We start from the raw sequence: 13,001 nt of genomic DNA on the forward strand, positions 1-13,001 counted from the left end.
TTCGGATTATGTGACTATAAAATGATAAATCTTGTCTTAAGGTTTTAGGAAATAAAAAGTTTAGAAAGCTGACTCCCAAAAGGATATAAAAACTGACAGAAAGTATGGTTAAAGGATTGTGCAGAAAAAATAAACTAAGAAAGATAAGGGTTGTTAGCCTGCCTGTCTTTTTATGAGTTGGTAATTTTCTCCATTTGTTTAACGGCAGAAAGGTAGCAATATCAAGTCCGAAAAGGAAAAAGAAAGAGATGAGTAACAAGTCAACGATTTCTTTTTGTAGTAGAGTGTCTGTGCTTATGCTTTCAAATAAAATAAAACATACTCCAGCAACGTTAATGATAACCATGCTGCTATACAATAAAAAGAAGGATCGACTACGATTGTGTAGCTGACTATTCACGTGATCATGTCCTGAAAGATAGTGGATAAATGTACAGATACCTGCTAATAACATTAAGAGGAGTAAAAAGTAAAAGCAGGATTGTTTGAGTGTTAAAGCAATACCAGGCCAAACTAAGCAACTACAGCAGCCTAAGTAGACCAAGGAAATCAATAAAAGAAGTTGGATTGATTTGTTCATTTTTTCCATATAAAACCCCTACGTTTTTTTAAAATTATAACTAAAATGATTCATGAAAAATCATCTTTTTCCCAAGTGTTATTTTTTGACTCTCAACTGTCTTTTAAAAATCTTATCAACAGAAAAAAACATCCCTCATTTTTTGAAGGATGTGCTTTTTGATAATAACATTGCTAACGCTTAGACCAAGTTCGCTTCATAAAGAGTAATATGATTGGATAAATTTCAAGACGTCCTGCAATCATTGCAAAGGATAGGAGGAGTTTTGAAAATGGACTAAAAATTGAGAAACTTGCAGTTGTTCCGAGAATTGGGCCGATATTGTTAAAGCAACTGAAAACGGCACTCGTAACAATCATTAAATTGTCAGCATCTAAACTGATAATGAAAATTAAGCTGAGTAGAATCATGACGTAAACTACAAAGTACTTGAGAATCTTGTGCTGGGTATCCTTATCAATTACCGTTTGGTTAACATGGAGAGTTAAAACACGGTGAGGTGATATGGTAGACAAAAATTGATTTTTAGCAATTTTAGCTAGAATAACTCCACGCATCACTTTGAGACCACCAGCAGTAGATCCAGCAGAACCACCAATGGCCATCAGCATCAGTAGGATATACTGAGAAAACAAAGGCCAATTGGTTATGTTGCCATAACCAAAACCAGTTGTAGTGATGATATTAGAAACTTGGAAGAAGGCCATTTCAAAACTTTGTGAAACGCCACTATAAAGGTGGAGTGTATTGAGAGTAATTAAGCCGGTAGAAACAACGACAATCAAGAGATAAGCACGAAGCTCCTCATCGAAAAAGAATTCCTTGACTCGACGAAGCATGAGATAGTAGTAGAGGTTGAAATTGACACCAAACATCAATACCCCAACACTCGTCAGATAGGTAATGAGAGAACTATTATAGTGGGCGATTCCATCATTGTAAACAGTGAAACCACCAGTCCCAGCAGTTCCCATAGCGATAACGAAACTATCGTAGAGTGGCATACCGGCAAGATAATAAATCACTACAAAGAGGGCGAACATTGCCAGATACAGGATGTAGAGTATTTGTGCTGTATTTTTTAGCTTAGATACCACCTTACCAAATACTGGTCCAGGAACCTCAGCCTTCATAACCTCAAGATGACTATTTTTTGCATTGTCCATAATAGCTAGGGCAAAAACTAGCACCCCCATACCTCCGATGAGGTGGGTGAAACTTCTCCAAAACAGAAGAGAACGGCTTAAGACAGAAACATCATTTAAGATAGTTGCTCCCGTAGTAGTGAAGCCGGAACTAGTTTCGAAGAAGGCATCTATAAAATTGGGGATTTGACTTGAAAAGACAAAGGGAAGGGAGCCAAAGAAAGACCAAAGGATCCAACATAGGGCAACAATTAAGACTCCTTCTTTAGCATAGATACGTTGTTTTTTAGGTTTTTTGATGATTCCGAGAAGACCTAGGACAACAAGAATCCCGATGGTAGAGAAAAGAGCTGTAAAAACTTGATTAGATTCTCGATAGTAAAGAGCAATACCAACCGGAACTAAAAGTAGCCCAGCTTCAATCAAGAGTAGCTTTGCAAGAAGAAAGCGTACCATACTTCTATTCATAGCTTACCTCTCTAACAAATCGTAAATCTTGGTGATATTTGAAAGCAAAGTGATAACCACTAGCTTATCACCGACCTGGAGGGTATCTTCTCCTGTTGGGAAAATCGTTTTTCCATTGCGGATAATAGCAGCAATCAAGATATCCTTTTTGAGCTTCAATTGAGATAAAGGCTTGCCAGTCATTTTATTGGTTTCCTTGATAAGGAATTGAAGAGTTTCTACCTGTCCATTTGCTAGATGGTGCATAGCTTGAAGGTCAGAATATTGCGCATTTACACGACCATGGATAAAGTGCATGATGGTATCAACAGCGATTGTTTTAGGGGTGATGATACTTGAGAAATCTGTTGCGTGGATAATTTCTAATAAGCTAGTGCGGTTTACTTTGGTAATATTTTTCTGAACACCTATGTTATCCAAAAACATAGAGGTAATGATATTTTCCTCGTCGACTCCTGTCAAAGTGGCAACAGCATCATAGTTTTGTGCACTTTCTTCTAAGAGGGTGTCCTTAGTTGTTCCATCGCCTTGGACTATATAGAGTTTAGGGAATTTTTCACTGAAAAAGGCAGCTCTTTCAGGATTGACCTCAATAACCTTGGTATCGATACGACTGTCTTTTAACATACCTAAGAGATAGTAAGCAATTTTCCCAGCTCCTATGATGAGTAAACTCTTAACAACTCTGGACTTAATATAGTTGTGGAAGAGCATCATATCGACACGATGTCCTGTCACAAAGATACGGTCTTTATCTTCTAAAATCATATCTCCACTAGGAATCATGAGTTTGTGGTCGCGTTCGATAGCACAGACAATAACATTACCAAACTTTTTACGGAAATCAGCAATAGACATCTGACAAATATTACTGAAATTTCGTACCTTGAATTCCATTAAGCTGACTAATCCACCTGCAAAACGCTCAACAGAAAGAGCATTGGGGAAGTCTATAATATTAGCGATAGCACGAGCTGCTAGGAGTTCTGGGTTTACAATGAGTGAAAATCCAAGAATATTTTTTTCTTTAAAGTAAGGGTTGGAATATTCAGGATTTCGTACACGAACAATGGTTTCCTTTGCTCCCATTTTTTTGGCTAAAACAGCCGAAACCATATTGACTTCGTCGTATTGAGTCATGGCAATGAAAATATCACAATCTTGAACATTGGCTGCTTCTAACATAGCAAAGTCAGCTCCGTTACCTGCGATTCCCATAATATCAAAACGGCTGGTCAAGTATTTTAGAACAGTTTCGTTCTGTTCAATTAAGACAACATCATGGTTGTCAGCAACCAGTGAACGACAGAGGGCAGAACCTACTTTTCCCCCTCCGACAAGAATAATCTTCATAGTTAGTTAACCTACTTTTTCAATATGTCTCTATCATACCTTTTTTTAGAAAAAAATGCACTCAACAACCGACTGCTTCCTTCTTTAATAAAGGGATTAGGGGAATTCGAACAAATATTTTGCTTTAAACATTATATGTTTATGAAAAAACTTGTTCCGAAAATTCTTAATCTATGTATATTCTATGATATTGCTTGCTGAAAGTTGAAATTTTAACTTTTGTAAATATGCTTGTAAAAAAAATGAAAAAATCAAGTCATTTCTATTGACAATCAGGCTGAAAGTGTTATACTAAAAAAGTAGTTTCGCTGATTTACTTCAAACCTGTTGTGAGGTAAGTTAACGACGCCTTAACCACGCTGTTTGCTGAGCTTGACTCCGGGCAGTGTGGCTATTTTTTTGCACTAGTGAGAGGAAGCAAGGCATGGCCAATCATATTGTATTGTTTGAACCACAAATTCCACAAAATACGGGGAATATTGCACGAACCTGTGCGGCGACGAATGCGCCCCTTCATATTATCAAACCGATGGGCTTTCCGATTGATGATCGTAAAATGAAGCGAGCCGGGCTAGACTATTGGGACAAACTTGAGATCTATTTTTATGATAGTTTAGATGAATTTATGAAAAAAATGGATGGTCAAGTCTACTTGATTTCCAAGTTTGCAGAAAAGGTCTATTCAGATGCTGACTTCACGATAGAAGGAAACCATTATTTTCTTTTTGGACGTGAAGATAAAGGTTTGCCTGAGGAATTTATGAGGGAACATCCTGAAAAAGCTCTCAGAATTCCTATGAATGATGAACATGTCCGTAGTCTCAATGTATCCAATACAGTATGTATGATTGTCTATGAGGCCCTTCGTCAACAGAATTTTGCGGGTCTCGAACTGGTTCATACTTACGAAACGGATAAGTTAAAATAAACACTGAGAAGAGATAAAATGCTTGCGCTTGCAAGCTTTTTTTGTTATCATTAGAGGGTCTTCAGGGCAGGGTGTGATTCCCGACCGGCGGTAAATTTGACTAGCTATTTTAGCTTTCTCTTCGTTGTCTTGTCTCGATATACTTTAAGTATTATCTTCGACTGCGACGTCTAGATAAATCTAAAAATCTTAGCCAAATAAGTCCGCGAGCGCAAGCTGATGTGGTGAGATTCCACAACCGACAGTATAGTCTGGATGGGAGAAGACGAAAGGATAGCTTTGTCTATTCTGCTTCATTATAATAGAAATAAAACCAGTTTCTTTGTAAGCTTAGGTTGTTTTTTGAGATAGTTAAGAGAGTAGATAGAGAGAAACTTTCCAACTTCTTCTGATTTTATAGAAAATTGGAGGAACCTGTTATGACAAACACACGTCGACTTTCGACCATTGCAATTTTATCAGCACTTTCATTTGTGTTGATGTACTTTGACTTTCCGCTTCTACCGGCAGCACCCTTTTTAAGGGTTGAGTTCAGTATCTTACCAGTTCTTGTAGGTTTGGTAGTCTTGGATTTACCAGCGGCTTTAGGAGTACTATTCCTTCGGTCTTTGTTGAAAATACTTTTGAACAATCAAGGAGTTAGTACCTACATTGGTTTGCCGATGAATATCGTAGCCTTAGGGGTCTTTGTTCTTGCTTTTGGTCTGATTTGGAAAAAAGAGCGTACAACCATGCGTTTTGTCCTAGCTTCATTAGCAGGGACGATTGGTCTTACTTTAGCCATGTTAGTTCTAAACTACGTTTATGCTGTACCTTTGTACGCAAAATTTGCTAACTTCGATATAGAGAATATTCTAGGACTTAGTAATTACTTGTTGGCAATGGTCTTACCATTTAATTTGATTGAAGGAGTCATCTTTGCCATCTCATTCTGGTTATTATTTGTCCTCTTGAAACCAACTTTGAAATACTATGAAAGATAAACAAACATATTTAACAAAGGGCTCTTTTGCCCTTTTACTATTTGTAATTCTGGGTTATGTCGTTAAGTTTTATCCAGAACAATTGATACCATTTGATTCGTCTATCCAGACAGCAATCCGTGGAGATTTACCAGCTATATTGACAACTATCTTTCGAGGGATTACTCGTCTGATTGACATACCAATCGTTATTTCTTGGGCAATTCTATTGACTGTTATTTTTTATCTGAAAAAGTGGAAGTCAGAAAGCCTTTTAGTAGCTGGCAATCTTAGTTTGGCTGGAATTTTAATTGTGTCCTTAAAACACCTCTATCAACGTCCGCGACCTGAAATTTTACACTTGGTCGAAGAAAAAGGATTTTCTTTCCCTAGTGGTCACTCGCTAGCAGTAACCCTCCTAATCGGTTCTCTAATTATCATTGTGGGACAGAGAGTGAAAGATAGGACTGTAAAGCTCATTCTCCAGATTTTACTGGGAATCTATCTAGTAAGCGTAATCATTTCCAGAGTCTATCTGGGAGTTCATTACCCATCAGATGTTCTTGCCAGTCTCTGTCTGGGTCTTGGAATTCTATTCATTGAATTCCCATTTTATGACAAACTTCGCTTTCAATGGCGCTTTACAGGCAAGCAAAAGTAGTTATTAACTCTTCTTGAGGAGATAAAAATGAAAGTCAATATTACAGATCTTCATCCGACTCAACTATACTTATCAGAAAAGAAGTTGCATTATATCCAGATGCTTTATCACTCGGTAGAGAGGCCAAATATAAACCCAATTAGTGTTCTTGCATCTGGAGATTGTTTGCTGATTACAGATGGGCATCACAGAGCTTACCAAGCTTTGTTAGCAGGTCAAAATACGATTTCTGCTGAGTGGGATAAAGATGGTGGTGATGAACTATATCATCTCTATATGCAAGCTTGCGAGGAAAGAAAGATTTATTCTATTCTGGATTTAAAAAATCATATCTTGCCTGAAGATGAGTATGAAGCAAAATGGTACAACTGGTGTAATGGTTTTAATCAAGCAGTAACTCTCTTATTGAAAAGGAAGTTAAAGTGAAACAAATCATTCAAATAGATAGTTCTTTGATTTCAATCACGCCTCCAGACAATGTTTTGAACCCTTGGATTTGTAGAAAGTGGAAGTGCTGAAAAAGGGACAAGCCTGTACTTAAAACTGGACTCCTACTAAATTTAGTATCCCTTATAATCGCTCAAAACAGAGCGGTTTTTTATTTGTAGTTCAGGACTCTTTCACAAAAGAAATGACAGTCAAATTCAGTAATAAAATTTCTCTAAAATTAGAATTTTTCTCTTGCATTTGAGATAGATTAGTGTATAATAGTAGGGTATGTGTAAAACATACTTGTGGGAGGTAAAAATCTCTAAATTACCGCCAAAACCACAAAGGAGGATTTAAAAATGGCTAAAAAAGTCGAAAAACTTGTAAAATTGCAAATCCCTGCTGGTAAAGCTACACCAGCTCCACCGGTTGGACCTGCTCTTGGTCAAGCTGGTATCAACATCATGGGATTCACAAAAGAGTTCAACGCTCGTACAGCTGATCAAGCTGGTATGATCATTCCAGTTGTTATCTCAGTATACGAAGATAAATCATTTACTTTCGTTACTAAAACACCACCAGCTGCTGTTCTTTTGAAAAAAGCTGCAGGTGTTGAAAAAGGATCAGGTACACCTAACAAAACTAAAGTTGCTACAGTTACTCGTGCACAAGTACAAGAAATTGCAGAAACTAAGATGCCAGATTTGAACGCTGCAAACATTGAGTCTGCAATGCGTATGATCGAAGGTACTGCTCGTTCTATGGGATTCACTGTTGTTGACTAATCAATAACTTCCCTATATAACCCGCAAGACTTCATCATTTCGAGAAGTGACGTGGGAGATGAAAATCGATTGAACCACTTACAAGGAGAATAGAAAATGGCTAAAAAAAGCAAACAACTTCGTGCTGCTCTTGAGAAAATCGACAGCACAAAAGCATACAGCGTAGAAGAAGCTGTAGCTCTTGCAAAAGAAACTAACTTTGCAAAATTTGACGCAACTGTAGAAGTTGCATACAACTTGAACATCGACGTGAAAAAAGCTGATCAACAAATCCGTGGAGCAATGGTATTGCCAAACGGTACTGGTAAAACAGCTCGCGTTCTTGTATTTGCACGTGGTGCAAAAGCTGAAGAAGCTAAAGCTGCTGGTGCAGACTTCGTTGGTGAAGACGACCTTGTTGCTAAAATCAACGACGGTTGGTTGGACTTCGACGTAGTTATCGCTACACCTGACATGATGGCTCTTGTTGGACGTCTTGGACGTGTCCTTGGACCACGTAACTTGATGCCAAACCCTAAAACTGGTACTGTAACAATGGACGTTGCTAAAGCAGTTGAAGAGTCTAAAGGTGGTAAAATCACTTACCGTGCTGACCGTGCAGGTATCGTACAAGCTATCATCGGTAAAGTTTCATTTGAAGCTGACAAGTTAGTTGAAAACTTCAAAGCATTCAACGAAACAATCCAAAAAGCTAAACCAGCTACTGCTAAAGGAACTTACGTAACAAGCTTGACAATCACAACTACTCAAGGTGTTGGTATCAAGGTTGACGTTAACTCACTTTAATAAGTAAAAAATCAAAAGGTTGGGACATTTTGTCTCAACCTTTTTTCTATTAAAAGGTAAAAATACGTATAAACTTTCTAATCTATTTGATATTGTAAAGTATCTAGATAGAAAATTCAGAAAATTGTTTCTTTTGTCTTGAAAATTTTTGAAAAAATGGTATTATAGAAACAAGTCATTTTTAGAGAAGAGAAAGGGGAACGATGGAGAAACTCATTTTAGACTCACCAAAGTCAGGTTCGGAACTCGTTTTGGAAACGCTCCGTGACCTAGGAATCGATACGATTTTTGGTTATCCAGGCGGGGCTGTATTGCCTTTATATGATGCTATTTATAATTTTAAAGGCATCCGCCATATTCTAGGTCGCCATGAACAAGGTTGTCTTCATGAAGCAGAAGGTTATGCTAAATCAACAGGGAAACTTGGTGTCGCAGTCGTCACAAGTGGACCAGGAGCTACCAATGCCATTACTGGGATTGCAGATGCTATGAGTGACAGTGTTCCCCTTTTGGTCTTCACAGGTCAGGTAGCAAGAGCGGGAATCGGTAAGGATGCTTTCCAAGAAGCAGATATTGTTGGTATTACCATGCCAATTACCAAGTACAACTACCAGGTTCGAGAGACGGCGGATATTCCACGTGTGATTACAGAGGCTGTGCACATTGCGACTACCGGTCGTCCAGGACCAGTTGTTATTGACTTGCCAAAAGATGTTTCAGCTCTTGAAACGGACTTTGTCTATTCTTCAGAGATAGATTTACCAAGTTATCAACCAACTCTAGAACCTAATGAGATGCAAATCAAGAAGATCTTGAAGCAACTCTCTAAGGCTAAGAAGCCAGTTTTGTTAGCTGGTGGTGGTATTAGCTATGCAGAGGCTGCAGCGGAGTTAAATGAATTTGCAGAGCGTTATCAAATTCCGGTTGTGACCAGTCTTTTGGGACAGGGAACAATTGCAACTAGCCATCCACTGTTTTTGGGAATGGGTGGGATGCATGGTTCCTTTGCAGCTAATATTGCTATGACAGAAGCTGATTTTATGATTTCGATTGGTTGTCGTTTTGATGACCGTTTGACTGGTAATCCTAAGACATTTGCGAAGAATGCCAAAGTAGCGCATATTGATATCGATCCAGCAGAGATTGGTAAGATTATCGCTGTTGATATCCCAGTTGTTGGTGATGCGAAAAAGGCCTTGCAGCAGTTGCTAGCGGAGCCAATCGTTCGTAACAATACTGAAAAATGGATTGAAAAAGTTACCAAAGATAAGAATCGTGTTCGTTCTTATGATAAGAAGGAACGTGTTGTCCAACCACAAGCAGTTATTGAACGAATTGGTGAATTGACTAAGGGTGATGCCATTGTCGTAACTGACGTCGGACAACACCAAATGTGGACAGCTCAATACTATCCATACCAAAACGAGCGTCAACTCGTAACTTCAGGTGGACTAGGAACCATGGGATTTGGAGTTCCTGCAGCCATTGGGGCAAAAATTGCTAATCCAGATAAGGAGATCGTGCTCTTTGTCGGTGATGGTGGTTTCCAAATGACCAATCAGGAATTGGCAATCTTGAATATCTACAAGATTCCAATCAAGGTCATCATGCTTAATAACCATTCACTTGGGATGGTTCGTCAATGGCAAGAAGCCTTCTACGATGGTCGAACATCAGAGTCAGTCTTTGATAGCCTCCCAGATTTCCAATTGATGGCTCAAGCCTATGGAATTAAGAATTATAAATTTGATAATCCTGAAACCTTAGAAAAGGATTTGGAAGTCATCTTGGAAGATGTACCAATGTTTATCGAGGTAGATATTTCTCGTAAAGAGCATGTTTTACCGATGGTACCAGCTGGTAAGAGTAATCATGAGATGTTGGGGGTGAAGTTTAATGCGTAGAATGTTAACAGCCAAACTTCAAAACCGGTCAGGAGTTCTCAATCGTTTTACCGGTGTTTTGTCTAGACGCCAAGTCAATATTGAGAGTATCTCGGTAGGGGCGACAGAAAATCCTAATGTGTCACGGATTACCATTATCATTGATGTTGCATCTCACGATGAAGTGGAGCAAATCATCAAACAACTCAACCGTCAGGTCGACGTTATTCGTGTCCGTGATATCACAGATAAACCGCATCTCGAGCGTGAAGTGATTCTGATCAAGGTCTCAGCGCCTGCGGAGAAGCGGGCAGAAATTTTAGCTATTATCCAGCCTTTCCGTGCAACTGTTGTTGATGTGGCTCCGAGCTCCATTACTGTTCAGATGACTGGAAATGCGGAAAAGAGTGAAGCTTTGATTCGGGTTATTCGACCGTACGGTATCAAGAATATCGCTCGTACGGGTGCAACTGGATTTACCCGCGATTAATACTCTTCGAAAATCTCTTCAAATCACGTCAGCTTTGCCTTGCCGTACTCAAGTACAGCCTGCGCCTAGCTTCCTAATTTGCTCTTTGATTTTCATTGAGTAAAAAATAACTTAAATTTGTTAAACCAGCCTAAAAGGCAATAAATAATAGAAAAGAGAGAAAAACTATGGCAGTTCAAATGGAATACGAAAAAGATGTAAAAGTAGCAGCACTTGATGGTAAAAAAATCGCTGTTATCGGTTATGGTTCACAAGGTCATGCTCATGCTCAAAACTTGCGTGATTCAGGTCACGATGTAATCATCGGTGTTCGTCCAGGTAAATCTTTTGATAAGGCAAAAGAAGATGGTTTTGATACTTATACAGTAGCAGAAGCAACTAAATTGGCTGATGTTATCATGATTTTGGCACCAGACGAAATCCAACAAGAATTGTACGAAGCAGAAATTGCTCCAAACTTGGAAGCTGGGAATGCAGTTGGATTTGCGCATGGTTTTAACATCCACTTCGAATTCATCAAAGTTCCTGCAGATGTAGATGTCTTCATGTGTGCTCCTAAAGGGCCAGGACACTTGGTACGTCGTACTTACGAAGAAGGATTTGGTGTTCCAGCGCTTTACGCTGTCTACCAAGATGCAACAGGAAATGCTAAAAACATCGCTATGGACTGGTGTAAAGGGGTTGGTGCAGCACGCGTTGGTCTTTTGGAAACAACTTACAAAGAAGAAACTGAAGAAGATTTGTTTGGTGAACAAGCAGTTCTTTGTGGTGGTTTGACTGCCCTTATCGAAGCTGGTTTTGAAGTCTTGACTGAGGCTGGATATGCTCCAGAATTGGCTTACTTTGAAGTACTTCACGAAATGAAACTCATCGTTGATTTGATCTACGAGGGTGGATTCAAGAAAATGCGTCAATCAATTTCAAACACAGCTGAATACGGTGACTACGTTTCAGGCCCACGTGTCATCACTGAACAAGTGAAAGAAAACATGAAAGCAGTTCTTGCTGATATCCAAAATGGTACATTTGCCAACGACTTTGTGAACGACTACAAAGCTGGACGTCCAAAATTGACTGCTTACCGTGAACAAGCAGCTAACCTTGAAATTGAAAAGGTTGGTGCCGAATTGCGTAAAGCAATGCCATTTGTTGGTAAAAACGACGATGATGCATTCAAAATCTACAACTAATTTTTGAGAATAAAAATAGAAGGCGAGTTGGGGGGTACCTAACCCGCTTTTTATCTTGAAAAAGAATCAAGGAGAAGATTATGCTTAGTGCAAAAGATGTGGTGAAGGCCCACAAGGTTCTGAGTGGTGTCGTAGCCAATACACCACTTGACTACGATCATTATTTATCAGAAAAATACGGAGCTAAAATTTATCTCAAAAAAGAAAATGCTCAACGAGTCCGCTCTTTTAAAATTCGTGGAGCTTATTATGCCATCTCACAATTGACTAAGGAAGAACGTGAACGTGGAGTAGTGTGCGCATCAGCGGGAAATCACGCTCAAGGTGTTGCCTACACTTGTAACGAGATGAAGATTCCTGCAACAATCTTTATGCCAATTACAACGCCTCAACAGAAAATTGGTCAGGTTCGTTTCTTTGGTGGAGATTTTGTAACTATCAAATTGGTAGGAGATACCTTTGATGCCTCGGCCAAGGCAGCTCAAGACTATACAGTTGCTGAAAATCGTACGTTTATTGATCCTTTTGATGATCCCTATGTTCAAGCTGGTCAAGGAACAGTAGCTTATGAAATTTTAGAAGAAGCGCGAAAAGAATCCATTGATTTTGATACTGTCTTGGTGCCTGTAGGAGGTGGAGGACTCATTGCGGGAGTTTCTACTTATATAAAGGAAATGAATCCGGATATTGAAGTTCTAGGTGTAGAAGCCAACGGAGCTCGTTCCATGAAGGCAGCCTTTGAGGCTGGAGGTCCGGTTAAACTTAAAGAAATTGATAAGTTTGCAGACGGGATTGCTGTGCAGAAGGTTGGGCAATTGACCTATGAAGCAACCCGTAAAAATGTTGAAACGCTCATCGGAGTGGATGAAGGTTTAATCTCTGAGACATTGATAGATCTTTACTCTAAACAGGGGATTGTAGCTGAGCCTGCAGGTGCTGCTAGTGTGGCAGCCTTGGAAGTACTGTCAGATTATATAAAGGGTAAGACTATTTGTTGTATCATCTCTGGAGGAAATAACGATATCAACCGTATGCCAGAGATGGAAGAGCGTGCCTTGATTTATGATGGCATCAAGCATTACTTTGTGGTAAACTTCCCACAACGTCCAGGTGCACTTCGCGAGTTTGTAAATGATATTTTAGGACCGAATGACGACATCACACGTTTTGAGTATATTAAACGTGCCAGCAAGGGAACGGGACCAGTCTTAATCGGGATTGCTCTTGCTAACAAGCATGATTATGCGGGCTTGATTCACCGAATGGAGAAATTTGACCCGTCTTATATTAACTTGAATGGGAATGAAACTCTATATAATATGCTTGTTTAATATCCTATAA

Annotated in this window: 12 protein-coding genes and 1 riboswitch; of the genes, 10 read left to right on the forward strand and 2 right to left on the reverse strand. The window is 39.1% G+C overall.

The window, feature by feature from the left end; genetic code table 11:
* Positions 1-753 precede the first annotated feature (753 nt).
* The gene (locus HMPREF2957_RS01495; protein ID WP_070677067.1) at positions 754-2,193 is read right to left on the reverse strand and encodes a TrkH family potassium uptake protein; all 1,440 of its coding nucleotides are present in this window, start codon (positions 2,191-2,193) and stop codon (positions 754-756) included.
* Between the two features lie 3 nt (positions 2,194-2,196).
* A complete protein-coding gene (trkA, locus tag HMPREF2957_RS01500) occupies positions 2,197-3,546 on the reverse strand; it encodes a Trk system potassium transporter TrkA (protein ID WP_070677068.1) in 1,350 nt (449 codons plus the stop codon).
* 424 nt (positions 3,547-3,970) lie between these two features.
* Between trkA and HMPREF2957_RS01505 the strand changes: the two genes are divergently transcribed.
* From HMPREF2957_RS01505 to ilvA, 10 genes are all read left to right on the forward strand, one after another.
* Positions 3,971-4,474 (forward strand): tRNA (cytidine(34)-2'-O)-methyltransferase, encoded by a 504-nt coding sequence (locus HMPREF2957_RS01505; protein WP_036756945.1) that lies wholly within the window; start codon positions 3,971-3,973, stop codon positions 4,472-4,474.
* A gap of 53 nt (positions 4,475-4,527) precedes the next feature.
* Positions 4,528-4,745, forward strand: a riboswitch (FMN riboswitch).
* Between the two features lie 148 nt (positions 4,746-4,893).
* Positions 4,894-5,457, forward strand: a complete 564-nt coding sequence (locus tag HMPREF2957_RS01510; RefSeq protein ID WP_070677069.1) for an ECF transporter S component — start codon at positions 4,894-4,896, stop codon at positions 5,455-5,457.
* A complete protein-coding gene (locus HMPREF2957_RS01515) occupies positions 5,447-6,097 on the forward strand; it encodes a phosphatase PAP2 family protein (protein ID WP_070677070.1) in 651 nt (216 codons plus the stop codon). The genes HMPREF2957_RS01510 and HMPREF2957_RS01515 overlap by 11 nt, the downstream gene beginning before the upstream one ends.
* 27 nt (positions 6,098-6,124) lie before the next feature.
* The gene (locus HMPREF2957_RS01520; protein ID WP_070677071.1) at positions 6,125-6,523 is read left to right on the forward strand and encodes a ParB N-terminal domain-containing protein; all 399 of its coding nucleotides are present in this window, start codon (positions 6,125-6,127) and stop codon (positions 6,521-6,523) included.
* Between the two features lie 362 nt (positions 6,524-6,885).
* Positions 6,886-7,311, forward strand: coding sequence for a 50S ribosomal protein L11 (gene rplK / locus HMPREF2957_RS01525; RefSeq protein WP_001085808.1), 426 nt, complete (start codon positions 6,886-6,888; stop codon positions 7,309-7,311).
* Between the two features lie 96 nt (positions 7,312-7,407).
* Positions 7,408-8,097 carry a 50S ribosomal protein L1 gene (gene rplA / locus HMPREF2957_RS01530; protein ID WP_001085672.1) on the forward strand — a complete coding sequence of 230 codons (690 nt, stop codon included), beginning with the start codon at positions 7,408-7,410 and terminating at the stop codon, positions 8,095-8,097.
* 203 nt (positions 8,098-8,300) lie between these two features.
* Positions 8,301-10,001 (forward strand): acetolactate synthase large subunit, encoded by a 1,701-nt coding sequence (locus HMPREF2957_RS01535; protein ID WP_070677072.1) that lies wholly within the window; start codon positions 8,301-8,303, stop codon positions 9,999-10,001.
* Entirely contained in the window at positions 9,994-10,470 is a 477-nt protein-coding gene (gene ilvN / locus HMPREF2957_RS01540; RefSeq protein ID WP_004251957.1) for an acetolactate synthase small subunit, read from the forward strand. The genes HMPREF2957_RS01535 and ilvN overlap by 8 nt, the downstream gene beginning before the upstream one ends.
* Positions 10,471-10,637: 167 nt before the next feature.
* Positions 10,638-11,660 (forward strand): ketol-acid reductoisomerase, encoded by a 1,023-nt coding sequence (gene ilvC, locus HMPREF2957_RS01545; RefSeq protein ID WP_006147961.1) that lies wholly within the window; start codon positions 10,638-10,640, stop codon positions 11,658-11,660.
* Positions 11,661-11,740: 80 nt separating this feature from the next.
* The gene (gene ilvA, locus HMPREF2957_RS01550; protein ID WP_070677073.1) at positions 11,741-12,991 is read left to right on the forward strand and encodes a threonine ammonia-lyase IlvA; all 1,251 of its coding nucleotides are present in this window, start codon (positions 11,741-11,743) and stop codon (positions 12,989-12,991) included.
* The last annotated feature ends 10 nt before the right edge of the window (positions 12,992-13,001 follow it).

The organism is Streptococcus sp. HMSC062D07, assembly GCF_001814215.1.
Classification (GTDB): domain Bacteria; phylum Bacillota; class Bacilli; order Lactobacillales; family Streptococcaceae; genus Streptococcus; species Streptococcus infantis_I.